Origin of the sequence: Desulfitibacter sp. BRH_c19 (assembly GCA_001515945.1) — a bacterium.
In the GTDB taxonomy this organism is placed as follows: Bacteria; Bacillota; DSM-16504; order Desulfitibacterales; family Desulfitibacteraceae; genus Desulfitibacter.
The window spans coordinates 216,367-232,300 of sequence record LOER01000026.1; the positions used below are offsets into that span (position 1 = coordinate 216,367).

Here is a 15,934-nt window from a genome sequence, read left to right on the forward strand (position 1 = left end):
GTTGTTATTTTTTGAATAAAATTTAATACTTTTATATTCTACAATAAAAGTTTGTTTACAGATATCATTACAGTCATTCCTATAATAATAGTAGTTAATACGTTTTTAGTTTTATAAGCAGTAAATGCAGCAATAATTCCTGCTAAAAGATAACTATTGTTCAATGATATATCCAGAAAACCCTTTGGTAATAAAATAGCTGGAATTATTAGAGCTGTTAAAAATGCTGTAGGTACATGTTTCAACCACTTTTCTAGCCAAGATGGTATTCCGGTACGAGCGAAGATAACCTGTGACCCAATTCGGGTAAAGAAGGTTACCAAAGCCATACCTAATATAATGGAGATTAATTTAAGATTCACTTTTACTTCCCCTTTCAATCAGTCCTCCAACAATGCTTGCTGCAAAAGCGGCCAGAATTATGTACCACTTGCCAGGCAGATATAAAGCTCCCCAAACAGCAGTCAGAGCAGAGACCAGGGCTACAAGCAGGGCGGTTCGGTTAATAAGACGAGGTATTAACAAAACCAGAAATGTTAATGGTATGACAAAATCAAGCCCCCATTCCAGCGGATTAGGAATATTATGGTAAAGAGAAGCTCCTAGAAAAGTAGAAGTAACCCATATGATATATAACAAAGAGCTTACTCCCAACTGGTAATATGGATCATAGCCCTTTTTTTCAATACGATTGATAGTCAAAGCATAGCTTTCATCCACCATGCCAAAAGCCAACAGATACTGTAGATTCCGAGGCAGCTTAAAAAGGTAAGGAGATAATGATGCACCCATTAACAAATGGCGCAGGTTAATTAAGAAGGTGGTAAAGACAATTACTCCCCATGTGGTAATGCCGGAATTGATCATGGCAATAGCCATAAACTGCGCTGCACCGGCAAAGACTGTCATGGACATAAAGGTTATTTCAAAAGCTGAAAAACCTGCGGTACTGCCCATTATCCCACAGGTCAATCCAAATGGAATAATTCCAGCGGTAATTGGCAAGCAGTCTTTTAATACTTCCTTCCATATCACAATATCCCAATTTCGCAAAGTGTAAGATATATTTCTATCCACTAGAGATTTCAACTCCTTCATTTTTATTCTAACTCAGAAGGAAATACTAGGTAAATATCCAATTATAATAGTATTAGGTGAAATTGGATACCAAAGGAGTGAAAAATGGGAAATGGATATATCCAAACTGATGGTTAACACAAAATTGGACAGCAATTCTCCATATTACCTGCAGATTTCTGCCCTTATAAAAGATAAGATTGTTGATGGTTCCCTGGCAGTAGGTGAAAAGCTTCCTGCTGAAAGGGAACTGGCATTGTTGTTCGAGGTTAGTAGGACCACAGCTATCAATGCGTATCGTTATTTAGAAAAGAATGGTTATGTAAGCATAAAAAATGGTAGTGGTACATATGTCAGTGACAGCTATACTTTAGCAAGCAAAACCAATAATGAGATACCCTGGCCCCAATTGTTAAAACCTTATATTCAGCCCTCAATGGCTTCGCTTATGAGTGAACTGATGGTTAGCAGTATGCTGGAGGATAAGATTTCTCTTGATGCAGGTATGCCGGATCCTGATTATTACCCTGTAGATATATTCTGTAAGCTGCATAGGGATTACGTGGGAGAGTTGAAATCTAGAGATTTTGGACATATACCTATACAGGGGTATGAACCTTTGCGAAAAACTATTACTCAAATGTTAGATGCAGATGGTATCAAATGTCAGCCTGATGAAATGGTTATTCTTTCAGGGTCCCAACAGGGTTTATATCTTACTGCAAGAGTAATGATTGAGCCAGGTGATTATGTGATTATCCAGTCTCCTACCTATCTAGGAGCTATTCAGGTTTTTCAAGCCTTGGGGGCAAGAGTATTAAGCCTGCCTCAAAGGGAGGATTTCCCCCTTGAAATCCTGGAAGATTATCTAGCCCGGTATAGGCCAAAATTGTTGTACTGTATTCCTACCTTCCGAAATCCTAACGGTAATGTTATTAATACTGAGGAAAGAAAAAAGCTTATCCAGCTTGCAGCACGGTATCGGTTGGTTATTCTGGAAGATGATCCTTACAGCAACTTCTACTATGAATGCAGTCCGCCAACGAGTTTGAAAGCTTTAGATAATTATGGAGGGGTGATATATTTAAGCACTTTTTCAAAAATCCTGATGCCCGGATTAAGGCTGGGATATATGGTTGCCCATCCATCTTTGATTAATAGAATAATCTTAGAGAAACAATATGTTGATTTGCACAGCAATAATATTTCACAATGGCTCCTTGACTTGTTCATCAAGGAGGGGTATCTGGCAAAACACCTGACAAAGATGCGGGGAATTTACAAGAAACGAAGAAATGTTATGGCTGATGCCCTTAACCAGGGACTGAAATCAAAGCTTTCCTATCATATCCCTCAAGGAGGATTTTACATATGGTGCAGAATTCATGAAAACATTCCATCAAAAAGATTGCTGCAGGAGGCTTTAAAAATGGGAGTGTCCTTTGTTCCAGGAGAAGCATTTTATGCAACTCCAGGAGAAGATAAGGAATTTCGTCTCTGCTTCTCCCAGCATAATGAAAAAGTACTTTTAGAAGGGATAAGCAGACTAGAAAAAGCATTAGGAAAATTAAAGAAAGGTCAATATTCTGTTCCAAAAAGGGAAGTAATACCAATTATTTAATCATTAGATATGTGCCATTAAAAACTTAATGTAGGCCCCTTGATCTTTAGGGCCTACATCTTATGTTTCAAGCAATACCAAACCTAAAAGAATAAGAAATATGAGGCTGGTTGTAAGGTCAACCCGTTGATATAACAACTCTTTTCTCTTTGAGGTTTTATTACTATCCTTAATCAGTTTATTAAAATAATCCTCAACCGGTCCGACGATAATGATAGCTAGTGCTATGTATAACGAAACATAACTGGAACGATCAATGAAAAATTTATAAATTCCCATCAAAATAACTGTTCCACCGGTAATGATGTTTAATTTGCCTAAAATTTGATTTAATGTACTTTTCATAATATTCCCCCAGTATAAATTATGAAAAGAGGAAAGATTTTAATACAAATAATATAGCCTATCCAATGAGAACATTCAGAGTTTGGATCATGTTTGTCTAATTTTGCCAAATGTAAATCAACTGGCCAGGCTCTATACTTATGGTTCAACATTGAATTAGTGGTATTCAGGAGGTAAACAAATGATAATCAAACCAAAAGCCCTAAGAGCGGGTGATAAAGTTGCAATTATTTCTCCCACATCAGCGGCTGATTTAAATGCGGTAAACAAGGCAGAACAGCGCATACGGGCAATGGGACTTGAACCTGTAATGTCTCCGGTGTGTTACACAAGATATGGTTATTTGTCGGCAACAGACGAAAAAAGAGCAGCAGATGTAAACAATGCCTTTGCCGATAGAAGCATAAAAGGAATAATTTGCCTTAGGGGCGGATACGGGACAACGCGCATCCTTAATTTACTTGATTATGACATGATAAAGAAAAATCCCAAGGTATTCCTTGGATTCAGCGATATAACTGGGCTTCACACAGCATTTAATAAAATATGCAGAATGGTTACATACCATGGCCCAATGGCAACATCATCCTTTGCAAAGGTTAAAGGAACCAAAGTTAAATTTGAAAGATATACATATAACAGCCTGAGAAAAAACCTTTTTACAAATGAAGCACCTGGACTTGTGGAAAATCCAGAAGGGGAGGTTATGGAAGTACTTGTTGGCGGAAAGGCTGAAGGCGAAATAGTCGGCGGAAATCTATCCTTGCTTGTGGCAACCCTTGGTTCACCTTATGAGATTGATACAAAGGGGAAATTATTATTCATAGAAGATGTTGGTGAGAAGGTATATAGAATAGATAGAATGCTTACCTCTTTAGCTTTGGCAGGAAAGTTCAGAGACTGTCTGGGAGTGATACTGGGAACATGGATAGACTGTGTTTCGGAACAAAGAGGCGATGAAGGAGGTGCCGATTTGTCTCTGGAAGAAGTGTTTATGGATATAATAGTTCCATTTAACAAACCGGTTATCACAAACTTCACGGCTGGACATAACTTTCCTCAGCCCACGATGGCTTTTGGAACAAGGGTCATAATGGATGCTGATAAAAAAGAAATAATTTTCACAGAAAGTGGAAATATGTAGAGTTTACCGATTGTTTTCATTTAGGGCATTTGTTAGATCGTAAGATAATATATAGCGATGCCAATTAAAAGAGACTATCTATAGAATAGGGTAGCCTCTTTTGTGTCTTATGCATTTTGATTGGAAATAATTAAATTCTCTTTACCAAAAAATATTGATTTATGACTATTTATAAACCAAAGGGCTAGGAAAAAAGATAGTAAGTCTGCTATAGGAAAAGCCAACCAAATCCCGACCACACTAAACATAGATGGAAGAATTAGCATCAATGGAATTAAGAACAATACCTGGCGTGACATGGATAAAATTAAGGCTGCTCTTGCTTTTCCCAAGGATTGAAAGACCCCACCGGTAACCATTTGTATTCCTATTGTAACAGTCAGAGAAAACAAAATTCTCAGGGCAGTTTGACCCATCTGAATGGCCTCTGGATCACTTGTAAAAATCAACATAATATATTTTGGAAACACCATAATAACGATAAATGCAATTAAAACAATTAAAGTTGAAGCTTTTACGGCTAACATAATAGCTTCACTTACACGGTGGTGTTGCTTAGCACCATAATTGTAACCAACTATGGGCATGAGTCCCTGAATAATCCCCATCGTTGGCATGAGTGAGAACATAATGACCTTATGGATTATTCCAAAGACTGCAACTGCCAGATCCCCACCATGAAAAATTAGCATATGGTTGGCAACAATGAACATTAGACTTCCGGCGGCTTGTTGTACAAAAGCCGATGATCCTATGGCTAATATTTGCTTAATAACAAGTAATTTAGGGCGTAGATATAGAGTCCTAAAAGAAAGAGAACTTCTTCCTGAAAGGAAGTATATTACCAGATAAACCGCTGTAATTCCCTGAGATAATACGGTGGCAAGAGCTGAACCTTTAATACCTAAACCAAAACCAAAGATAAAAGTAGGAGTTAGAATTATATTTAAGACTGCTCCAATAACCATTGTCAACATGGCAGTTTTAGCATTACCTTCAGAGCGAATGATATTATTCATTGAAAAAGCAAAAGCAAAGAAGATGGTACCATATAAAATAATTCCTAAATAATCCTTGGCATAAGGTAAAATAGTTTCACTAGATCCAAATAGGTAAAGGATAGGGGTTAAAAAGTTAAGTCCTAATAAGATACCAATAATACTAACTAAAAAGACCAAACTGATTACGTTACCAAAAACTTGATTAGCATCCTCTAATTTATTAGCTCCAAGCATTCTTGAGATTACTGAAGCCCCTCCGATACCAATAGCCCCTGCTAGTGCCATGACTATCATTTGTACTGGAAAAGCAATAGAAACTGCAGCAACCCCTACTGTACCCACAGCTCTTGACACAAATATCGTATCAACAACATTATATAGGGCCATCACGAACATACCAAACATGGCAGGGACAGCTAATTTAGCTAAAAGCTTGGGAATTGGCTCTTTTCCAAGACGTTCACTTTGTTGTTTCATTAAGGTTTTCTCCTTCCATTGCAAATATCATTGCGGATAAGCGGCATAACATTTATTATAACCTGATACTGGTTGTCAATGCAACAAATAAAAACCATCGGGGTCAGGCTTGACAAATTGACAAAAAAATCATGACTCATGGAGTATGTAATAAATGGTAATAATTTTGAACCCAGAATTGTAATATCAAAGTTTTAATAAAGATATTTTTTAGAAAATTTAATGGAAAAAGTTCCTTTTATTCTATAGATAAAACTCCGCAGTAATGCAAAAAATAATATCATCAATTGAAGAAGGAGGTGATTTTTTTTATGAAAAAGCTTCAAATTTTAGTTATTGCCATGCTTGTATTTGGACTCTTAATGGCAGCGGGGCTTCCTATTCAAGCAACAGACATTAATTCAGAAAAACAAACAGTAGAATTAACAGATGCACAAAAAGGTGAATTAGCCGCACTTCATAAGGACATTTTTGGCAAGAAAAAAGAACTTATAAATAAGTATGTTGAATTCGGGATAATTACAAAGGAAAAAGGAGATAAAATAATCTCTAGAATGGAAAAATGTTATGAAGATCTAGATGAAAATGGTTTTATGCCCCAGTGGCATAAAATGAAATACAGGCAGTAATAGCCAATATTTAAAGACTGTCCCAAAGGCAGTCTTTTTTTGGGTTTTTTTAGGGTCAGGCTTGACGATTTGACAAAAATAAAGGTAATATAAAGAAAAAAATGGAAGTGAGAAAATGGCACGAAGACCTAGAGTACATTATAGTGGGGCATTATATCATGTCATTGTACGAGGCAATAACAAAGCATATATTTTTGAAGGGGAAGCAGATAAAGTAAATTATAAGGAGATTATCAAGAATTATAAGAAAAAATACTTATTTCTAATTTATGCTTATTGCATTATGGACAACCATGCACATATACTAATAGAAATTAAGAATACAGAACTTTCAAAAATTATGCAGGGAATACAACAGGTCTATACGCAAGTGTTCAATAAAAAGTATGAAAGAACTGGACATGTATTTGAACAAAGATATAAAGCAATACTGTGTGATAAGGAAAATTATTTCTTAGAGCTGATAAGATATATCCACCAAAATCCGATAAAGGCAGAGATAACAAAGACGCCAAATTATAAGTGGAGCAGTTATGCAGAATATCTTGGGCTTCCAGAGTTAGTAGACACAAGTTATCTATTAATGCGGTTCTCAAAAAATAGGCAAGAGGCAATTAAAAAATACCAGAAATTCATGGGAGCAGCCGACCTGCAGGATAATATTCAAGATGCGTATGCGGTGGAGGAAGAGGTAGAAAAGATAGGTGAAAAAGTAGAACTAACGATGAAAATTGGGAAGGATAAATATTTAGAAAGTGTGATAGACTACTACAACGTCAATTTTGAAGAATACAAGAATGGTAGAATAACAAAAGAGGATAGGAGAAAGAGGGCGATTATTCTATTGCTTAGCAAAGAAATCTCGGATATAAGTAATAATGAACTTGGAGAATTGTTTGGCTTAACACCATCAGGAATTAGCAAGATATTAACAAGAACGGACTACAATCTTGTAAAAGATGAATATAACAAATTGAAAATGTCAATTTGTCAAGCCTGACCCCGAGAGGTGATAATGATGTTGATTTGGTTGAGGGTTAATGACAAGGAATACACTTTAGAGGTTGAGAGTCACTTGAGGTTGATAGATATTTTGCGGGATAAACTAAAACTCACAGGCACTAAAGAGGGCTGTGGTGAGGGTGAGTGTGGAGCTTGTTCTGTTCTTATGGATGGAAATATTGTTAATGCATGCCTAGTATTGGCAGTTCAGGCACAGGGTAAAGAAATAACTACTATAGAAGGAATAGCAACAGGGGAGGAACTCCATCCTGTGCAGCAGGCATTTTTAGAAGAGGGTGCAGTACAGTGCGGTTATTGTACTCCAGGTATGGTTATATCAGCTGTAGACCTCTTAAATAAAAAACCTAGTCCTACAAAAAGCGAAATTAAAAGGCACCTTGCAGGCAACCTATGCAGATGTACGGGATACGATAAAATAATTAAGGCAGTACAAAAGGCATCTAGGAGGGTTGAGTAGGTATGTTTAAGGAAAAGGTAATAGGCCAAAACTCCATCAAAGTTGATGCTTTAAGCAAAGTTACAGGTAGGGCGCAATACCCTGCAGATCTTGAAATGGGTAACATGCTATATGGAAGGCTGTTCCAATTAGATGTGGCACATGCAAGGATAATTGATATTAATATTAATGAGGCACAAAAACTGCCAGGAGTAAAAGTGGTCTTAACGGGTAAGGATGTGCCAGGCCTTAATGGTCAGGGTGTTTTATTTGCTGACATGCCAGTTTTATCTGCAGACAGGATTCGCTCCATCAATGATGTTGTAGCTATAGTGGTTGCTGAAAGAGAAGACATTGCAGAAGAAGCATTAACCAAAATCAAAGTGGAATACGAAGAACTTCCCGCCGTATTTGATGCAGAAGAAGCAATGAAAGAAGATGCTCCAAAGGTACATGATAATAATAATATAATCTATCACTTGAAAATTAGAAAGGGCAATGTAGAGGATGGATTTGAAAAGGCAGCCGCGGTAATTGAAGATATATACACAACTCAAATGGTGGATCATGCCTTTTTACAACCTGAAGGCTGCCTTGCCTATCTAGATAATAGAGGCCATCTAGTTATTCATGTAGCCACCCAGTATATTCATTGGGATCGCTATGAAATTTCTAGAGCATTGAATATGCCTGTTCATAAGATAAAAGTAATAAACACATCAGTCGGTGGCGCATTTGGCGGCAGGGAGGACATAACATTACAGATAAGAACGGCTCTCCTGGCTTTAAAAACAGGCAAACCAGTCAAAATGGTTTCTGATAGAAAGGAATCCTTTAAAATCCATTCTAAACGACATCCTATTAAAATGTATTATAAGACAGGAGCAGATGCAGAAGGAAAGTTAACTGCACTAGAAGCAAGGATCATAGGAGATACAGGAGCATATGCTTCATGGGCCCCAAATATCATGAGAAAAGCAGCTATTCATGCCACGGGACCGTACAATATACCAAATGTGAAGGTTGACTCCTTTGCAGTATATACAAATAATCCATTTGCTGGCGCCATGAGGGGGTTTGGTGCAGCACAACCACCCTTGGCTCATGAGTCTCAGATGGATAGAATAGCAGAAAAGCTAGGGATTCACCCTTTCACCATACGTTGGCTAAATGCCATGGAAGAAGGTAGTGAAACGGCTACAGAGCAAGTTCTTGATACTAGTGTAGGGCTAAAGGAATGCATGAGAGTAACAGCAGCTGCTGCCGGATGGAATCTTGAGGAGTTGACTGGAGGTGGCAGCAATGACTAAAAAACGTGGCACGGGAATGGCAAGTATTTTTTACGGTCTTGGCTACGGTAATGGTTTTGCAGATACATCTAGTGCCTTTGTGGAGGTCAATGAAGATGGTACTGCTATTGTACGCATTGGTGCTTCAGATTGTGGTCAGGGATCAAGTACAGTTATTGCCCAAATAGCTGCAGAAGAATTAGGTATAAGGGTTGATGATATAACTGTAATTACTGAAGATACGGATGCCACCCCAGATGCTGGAACTTCCGCTGCCACCAGGCAGACATATACTTCAGGAAATGCTGTTCGTAAAGCAGCACGAGAAGCAAGAGAAATCTTATATGATAGAGCTCGTATAGAATTAGAAGTAAACACATTACATGGACTTGTAGGGGAAAAAGGGTACATTTATCCTAGAGGTTTACCAAATAGAAAAATTAGTATTAAAGAATTAGCATTTAACGCTAAACTAGAAGGCTTAAGACTTGTTGGTGAGGGTAGCTTTACAGCCCATAGTACCAAGGTAGATATGGAAACAGGACAAGGTGCTCCATACTGGCCCTATGCCTTTGCAGTTCAAATTGTTGAGGTTGAAGTGGATACCTTGACAGGCATGGTGGATGTGATTAAAGTTATTGCTGCCAATGACGTTGGCCGAGCAATAAATCCTTTTAATGTGGAAGGACAAATCGCGGGTGGTGTTTGCCAAGGAATGGGCATGGCACTATTGGAAGAGGTACAACTAAGTAATGGAAAAATCAAAAACCCTAGCTTCTCCAAATATTTGATACCTACCTTTGCGGACATACCAGACATTGAGCCGCTAATAGTAGAGTCCCCTGAGCCTACTGGGCCTTATGGTGCTAAGGGAGTGGGAGAGCCGTGTATGATACCAACCGCTCCAGCAATAATTAATGCAATATATGATGCTGTTGGTATAAGGATTACAAGTCTTCCAGCTACACCTGAGAAAATTTTGGAGGCCCTTAAGAATAAGGAAAACTTTTAGAAAAAACATGGCAAGATGTAAGCTATAAATCATACCGAAATGTGTCAAAATGATGTCAGACTATTATTTAAGTTATGAAATGGTTTCTGTATTTTACAGGGGAACCATTTTTTTTTAAGATATCTTTTGGAATATTGTCTGAAGTTTTAATGAAGACGTTAGTTGAGTACTAGTAGTTCTGTTATAATTATTGTAACAAATAGTATTAAAACCAAAGAGGCGGCTTAGATTTAATGACGAACATAAGATGATAGGCTCTTGAAATTTAGTTGGGCGAAACTATAGTTAGGGGGGACTGTGTATGGCAAATTATCTTTTGGCATTAGATCAGGGAACCACTAGTTCCAGAGCAATTTTATTTAATAAAGATGGTGAAATATTAAAGCAGGTCAACAAGGAATTTAAGCAGATTTATCCCCAACCTGGTTGGGTTGAGCATGATCCAGAGGAGATATGGGAGAGCCAGTTAGAGGTAACAAGAAGGGTTATCAAGGAATCGGGTATTGATGTGGCAGACATTGCAGCTATTGGGATTACCAATCAAAGAGAAACCACAGTTGTTTGGGATAAAAAGACAGGCAAGCCCGTATATAATGCCATTGTTTGGCAATGCAGACGTACAGCAGAAACCTGTGAACGTTTAAAAAAAGAAGGGTGGGATGAAAAAATTAGACATAAGACTGGTCTTGTCTTAGATGCCTACTTTTCAGGAACAAAGGTTAAGTGGATCTTAAATCATGTTCCAGGGTTACAGGAAAGAGCAGATCAGGGAGAGCTATTGTTTGGCACAATTGACACCTGGCTTATATGGAAGCTTACAGGTGGGAAGGTCCACGCTACTGATTATTCAAATGCCTCCCGTACAATGATGTACAATATTCATGAATTAAAGTGGGATCAGGAAATCCTTGAAAGGTTCAGGGTTCCCAAAGAAATGCTTCCAGAGGTTAAACCATCAAGTGGTGAATTTGGAAAAACAGTTCCAGAATTATTCCGTGCAGAAATACCTATTACAGGTGTAGCAGGGGATCAACAGGCAGCCCTTTTTGGGCAATGCTGTTTTACACCTGGCATGACCAAAAATACCTATGGCACAGGCTGCTTTATGCTTATGAATACTGGGGGAAAAATAGTTCAATCCCAAAATGGTTTATTAACAACTATTGCCTGGGGTATTGAAGATAAGGTCTATTATGCCCTTGAAGGAAGTATTTTCATAGCAGGAGCTGTCATTCAGTGGCTTCGTGATGAAATGAATATTATTAAAGATTCAGCTGAGTCGGAGGAGTTTGCCCTTAAGGTAGCAGATACAGGAGGAGTTTATCTTGTGCCTGCCTTTGCAGGTTTAGGAGCACCTCACTGGGATATGTATGCAAGGGGTACTTTAGTTGGCATAACCAGGGGTACAAATAAATATCACATTACAAGAGCGGCCCTTGAGTCAATAGCATATCAGACCAAAGATGTTGTCAAGGCAATGCTTGCTGATTCTAAAATGGAACTTAAAGGTCTTAGGGTAGATGGCGGTGCAGCAAAGAATGACTTCTTAATGCAGTTCCAATCTGATATCTTACAGACTACAACAGATCGGTCACAGATTAATGAAACTACTGCCCTAGGTGTTGCTTATTTAGCAGGACTGGGAGTCGGAATCTATGAAGATATTAGTGATATAGAATGCTCATGGAAACTAGGAAGAAAATTTGCCCCTAAGATGGCTCAGGAAACCTCGGAAAACCTATATCGCAAATGGGAAAAAGCAGTTGGAAGAGCGAAGGGCTGGGCTTAAACTAGTCTTAGATTAGTCTTAAACTTGACTCAGATTAGTTTTAAGCTAGGATTTGATGAGCTTAGAGCAGGCTTAGAGAGGTGAGTGCTAATGGGAGAAAAGGTGCAAGTTGTTGTAATCGGAGGAGGGGCTACAGGAACTGGTGTTTTGAGGGACCTTGCTTTAAGGGGAATAGACTGCCTTTTGGTAGAGCAAAACGACCTTGCCACGGGAACTAGTGGCCGCTTCCATGGACTTTTGCATAGCGGAGCACGCTATGTGGTCAAGGATTTAAATTCTGGCAAAGAATGTATAGATGAGAACAGAATACTAAAAGAAATTGCTCCAACCTGTATTGAAGATACTGGCGGGATGTTTATAGCTACCAAAGAAGATGACCCTGGATATATTACTAAATGGCTTGAGGGTTGTTCCCAGGCAGGTATACGTACTGAGGAAATATCACCAGCAGACTTGAAAAATGAGGAACCAGCCCTGACAACAGAAGTAAAAAAAGCATTCCTTGTTCCTGATGCGGCAGTAGATGGCTTTACCTTAGCTGCTGCAAATGTCAATTCTGCAAAAAAGGCTGGGGCTAAAGCAAAAACCTATTCCAAAGTGACTGCCTTTAAAACAGAAAATAACAAAATAAAAGGTGTATTTATAAAGGATAAATATTCTGGCAAAGAAGACTTTGTTGAATGTGACTTTGTTATAAATGCGGCAGGTGCTTGGGCAGGAAAAGTTGCTGAGCTTGCTGGAGAGAATTTAAACATTTCTCCAGATAAGGGTGTCCTAGTTATATTCAATCACCGAATTACTAGTAGGGTCCTTAACCGTTTACGTCCCCCTGGAGATGGAGATATATTTGTACCTCATGGGAGTGTAACTGTTTTTGGAACTACATCTAAGAGTACCAGTTCGCCTGATGATACTGAAGCAACAAAGGAAGAGGTTCTAGCCTTATTGGAAGAGGGTTCTCGGCTCATTCCTGAGCTTAGAGATATGCGTTTGATACGTGCATTTGCAGGTGTTAGGCCCCTATATCAACCTAATGGGGAAGCAGCCGGTAGGGGGGCTACAAGAGATTTCACCCTAATTAATCATCAGGAACTAACAGGTCTTGAGGGCTTAATCTCATTGGTAGGTGGAAAGCTTACCACCTACCGGCTAATGGCTAAATCTGGCGTCGATTTTGTAGCCAACAAATTAGGTGTGGATAAGCCTTGTATAACCCACAAAGAACAGATATTTGCACCTATTATCAGGCAGGAATCCAGCCATGAGAACCGTTTATGTCAATGTGAAATGGTTACTAAAGAGATGCTTAACAAGGCAGTCGTAGATAAAGACAAGTTTACTTTAAGTGACGTTCGTAGATCAACTCGTTTAGGGATGGGTCCTTGTCAAGGCACTTTTTGTACCTTTAGAGCAACAGGTTACTATCATGAGACAAGGGGCCTAGAGGTTACAGAGACCAATAAGCTCCTAATGAACCACATCCAGGAGCGTTGGAAGGGAAGCAGACCTGTCCTTTGGGGCGGGCAAGCTCAGGAAGTAGAGTTAACTAGGGGAATTTATCTAGGTTTATTAAACCTGGAGAGATTGGAAAGTGATGAAAATGACCTATGATGTTGTAATAATTGGTGCGGGTTTGGCAGGCTTTAGCTCGGCCCTTGCTGCCATAAAATACAATAAAAAAGCACTTATTGTTGCTAAGGGCCTGGGAAACTTCTACTCTGCTTCAGGATATATAGACTTTCTAGGCTACTACCCTGCAAATTCAAAGCAACCAGTACCAAATCCTAAGATTAGCGTAAAAGAACTGATTGACAAACAACCTAATCACCCATATAGCCTTGTTGGAGAGGATGCTATTAATGATGCATTCTCCGCCTTTTTACAGGCCACAAATGAAATGGGGCTTCCATATACAGGTAGTATGGATGAAAATATATTAATGCCTTCAGCTGCCGGTGCATTAGTTCCTACAAGCCTTTACCCAAAAACAGCAAATAGAAAGATTACTGAAGCAAAAGAAGTGATTGTAGTAGGTATTAAGGAACTGGCTGATTTTTATCCAGTCTATGCTGCTCACAACCTGAAACGGCAGCTTAAATGTTCAATAAAACCTGTCTGGGTTACCTTAGGACTTAAAATAAATAGAGAATTAAACAGCTATGATATTGCTATAGCTATGGAAAAAAGTGAAATAAAAAATAGTTTTATCAACCAATTAAAAAGTATTGTATCTAAGGATTCTTTAGTGGTTGTTCCAGCAGTCCTTGGTGTGAATGCTTGGCAAGAGGTCATAAGTGATATTGAGCAGGGGCTAGAATGTAGTGTGTTGGAGTTTCCCACATTACCACCATCAGTTATGGGTTATCGTTTAGCAGAAAACCTTAAAGACTATTTAGAGTTTAATGGAGTAGATTTCATAATTGGGCACCCTGTGACCCATGTTAATTATAGCCAGAATGCGTGCCAGGAAATAGGCATTACAACAGGAAGCGGTAGAGTAAAGATTATTAATGGAGATAACTTTATCCTAGCAACAGGTGGCATCTTAAGTGAAGGTCTCTTTGTATATCCTCATGAAATAAAAGAAACAGTATTTGGGCTGCCAGTCGCCCTTGTACCCCAAACTACCCATGAAGATTTTTTCGATATGGAGCAGGTAGCCATTTCCCATGCTGGTGTTCTGACAAATACAAAGCTCCAGCCTGTCAAGCCAGGTACACAACAAGTGCTATATGAAAATATTTTTGTAGCAGGAGCTACCCTGGCGGGCTATGATCCTTTTATAGAAAAAAGCGGTAATGGAGTTGCCTTAGCTAGTGGATATAAGGCTGGACTAATGGCTGTGGCAGGTAGGGAGGATGGATACAATGAGTAATGTCCGTGAAGGAAACCTTGACTACTGTTTGAAATGTAGTACCTGCCATACCCAGTGCCCAGTAGTTGCAAATTATATGAAATATCCTGGCCCCAAATATTTAGGACCTGAGCTTGAAAGACTACGTTTAGCTAGGGGAGAAAAGGAACCTTTAACTATTGATGCTAGTCTGGCCTATTGTACTAACTGTAAGAGATGTGATGTTGCCTGCCCACACGGTGTTAAACCATCTTTTTATAACCTGAAAAATAAAGCAAAAGTGAAGGCCAACCCATCAGAAAGACTTAGAGATTGGATTTTAGCACACAATGTTTGGTGGGGAAAAGTAGCCAGTAAAGTGCCGGCCTTAAGCAACTTTACTTTAACGCTGCCAGTTACTAAATTTGCCATGAATATGATGGGTATAGCTCCCCGAGATTTTCCGAAATACCACAAGCAAAAGCTTAGATTTAAGAAAATAAATATTAATAATGATATAGGGCAAGTAAATAAAAAGATTTTATACTATCCTGGATGTTATGCTAGTTTTAATGAACCAGAGATTATTCAAGCAACTATAGATATCCTTGAAAGACACGGCTACTATGTTGAAATAGCCCCAGTATCCTGCTGTGGAACCCCCATTTTTAGTAACGGACTTCTAGATGAAACAAGGAGCCTAGCTAAAAAGAATATAGATGTTTTTCTCAAATATATTGAAAAGGGCTATAAAATAGTAACCACATGCCCGAGCTGCGGCCTTGCAATAAAGGATGAGTACAGGGATCTTGTCCCTGGAGAAAAGGCAGAGCTACTAGCCCAAAATGTGTGGGATCTTTTTGAGCTTCTTGAAGAGGAAAAAAACCTCTATTTCAAGGAGGATAGGAGTAAAATAGATAAAGCCTTTTATCATGTTCCCTGTCATCTAAGAGCACAGGGGATGGGGTATCCTGCGGCAAGCATTCTAAAAAAGTATGCAGTAAATAAACTAATCTTAGAGGATAGCTACTGCTGTGGTATTTCAGGGACCTATGGGTTTAAAAAGGAAAAGTATCAACTATCCAAGGCGATTGGAAGTCCTCTTTTTAATGCTGTCAAAGCTTCGGGGGCCAACTTAGTCATTACAGATTGTGGCACATGTAAATTGCAAATAGAACAGGCAACCAAGATTTCTGTTAAGCATACGGGCCTAGTTCTAAGAGAATATTTAGCCTAGTAAGGAATAATAGATTTTCAG

At 38.7% G+C, this 15,934-nt stretch carries 15 protein-coding genes; 11 read left to right on the forward strand and 4 right to left on the reverse strand.

The window, feature by feature from the left end; genetic code table 11:
• Positions 1-38 precede the first annotated feature (38 nt).
• Together APF76_17160 and APF76_17165 are read right to left on the reverse strand one after the other, a co-directional pair.
• Positions 39-329, reverse strand: a complete 291-nt coding sequence (locus tag APF76_17160; protein KUO51327.1) for a branched-chain amino acid ABC transporter — start codon at positions 327-329, stop codon at positions 39-41.
• 22 nt (positions 330-351) lie between these two features.
• Entirely contained in the window at positions 352-1,065 is a 714-nt protein-coding gene (locus APF76_17165; protein KUO51328.1) for a branched-chain amino acid permease, read from the reverse strand.
• A gap of 124 nt (positions 1,066-1,189) precedes the next feature.
• Between APF76_17165 and APF76_17170 the strand changes: the two genes are divergently transcribed.
• On the forward strand, positions 1,190-2,698 hold the full coding sequence (locus APF76_17170; protein KUO51215.1) for a GntR family transcriptional regulator: 1,509 nt from the start codon (positions 1,190-1,192) through the stop codon (positions 2,696-2,698).
• 60 nt (positions 2,699-2,758) lie between these two features.
• Here the strand turns inward: APF76_17170 and APF76_17175 are convergent, their stop codons facing one another.
• Entirely contained in the window at positions 2,759-3,043 is a 285-nt protein-coding gene (locus APF76_17175; protein ID KUO51216.1) for a hypothetical protein, read from the reverse strand.
• Positions 3,044-3,224: 181 nt separating this feature from the next.
• Between APF76_17175 and APF76_17180 the strand changes: the two genes are divergently transcribed.
• Positions 3,225-4,187, forward strand: coding sequence for a hypothetical protein (locus APF76_17180; GenBank protein KUO51217.1), 963 nt, complete (start codon positions 3,225-3,227; stop codon positions 4,185-4,187).
• 107 nt (positions 4,188-4,294) lie between these two features.
• Here APF76_17180 and APF76_17185 read toward each other — a convergent pair whose 3' ends face one another.
• Complete coding sequence (locus tag APF76_17185; protein ID KUO51218.1) at positions 4,295-5,665, reverse strand: MATE family efflux transporter; 1,371 nt, start codon at positions 5,663-5,665, stop codon at positions 4,295-4,297.
• 362 nt (positions 5,666-6,027) lie between these two features.
• On the opposite strand from APF76_17185, the gene APF76_17190 reads away from it, so the two are divergent.
• From APF76_17190 to APF76_17230, 9 genes are all read left to right on the forward strand, one after another.
• Positions 6,028-6,294 (forward strand): hypothetical protein, encoded by a 267-nt coding sequence (locus APF76_17190; protein KUO51329.1) that lies wholly within the window; start codon positions 6,028-6,030, stop codon positions 6,292-6,294.
• Positions 6,295-6,409: 115 nt separating this feature from the next.
• Positions 6,410-7,294 (forward strand): hypothetical protein, encoded by an 885-nt coding sequence (locus APF76_17195; GenBank protein KUO51219.1) that lies wholly within the window; start codon positions 6,410-6,412, stop codon positions 7,292-7,294.
• Between the two features lie 15 nt (positions 7,295-7,309).
• On the forward strand, positions 7,310-7,774 hold the full coding sequence (locus tag APF76_17200) for a (2Fe-2S)-binding protein (GenBank protein KUO51220.1): 465 nt from the start codon (positions 7,310-7,312) through the stop codon (positions 7,772-7,774).
• A 2-nt stretch (positions 7,775-7,776) separates the two neighbouring features.
• Complete coding sequence (locus APF76_17205; GenBank protein KUO51221.1) at positions 7,777-9,063, forward strand: aldehyde oxidase; 1,287 nt, start codon at positions 7,777-7,779, stop codon at positions 9,061-9,063.
• Complete coding sequence (locus tag APF76_17210; protein ID KUO51222.1) at positions 9,056-10,054, forward strand: nicotinate dehydrogenase medium molybdopterin subunit; 999 nt, start codon at positions 9,056-9,058, stop codon at positions 10,052-10,054. Before APF76_17205 ends, APF76_17210 begins: the two co-directional genes overlap by 8 nt.
• 301 nt (positions 10,055-10,355) lie before the next feature.
• On the forward strand, positions 10,356-11,843 hold the full coding sequence (glpK, locus tag APF76_17215; GenBank protein KUO51223.1) for a glycerol kinase: 1,488 nt from the start codon (positions 10,356-10,358) through the stop codon (positions 11,841-11,843).
• A gap of 90 nt (positions 11,844-11,933) precedes the next feature.
• On the forward strand, positions 11,934-13,454 hold the full coding sequence (locus tag APF76_17220; GenBank protein KUO51224.1) for a hypothetical protein: 1,521 nt from the start codon (positions 11,934-11,936) through the stop codon (positions 13,452-13,454).
• Positions 13,438-14,718, forward strand: coding sequence for a hypothetical protein (locus APF76_17225; protein ID KUO51225.1), 1,281 nt, complete (start codon positions 13,438-13,440; stop codon positions 14,716-14,718). Before APF76_17220 ends, APF76_17225 begins: the two co-directional genes overlap by 17 nt.
• The gene (locus tag APF76_17230) at positions 14,711-15,913 is read left to right on the forward strand and encodes a hypothetical protein (protein KUO51226.1); all 1,203 of its coding nucleotides are present in this window, start codon (positions 14,711-14,713) and stop codon (positions 15,911-15,913) included. The genes APF76_17225 and APF76_17230 overlap by 8 nt, the downstream gene beginning before the upstream one ends.
• Positions 15,914-15,934: the final 21 nt, after the last annotated feature.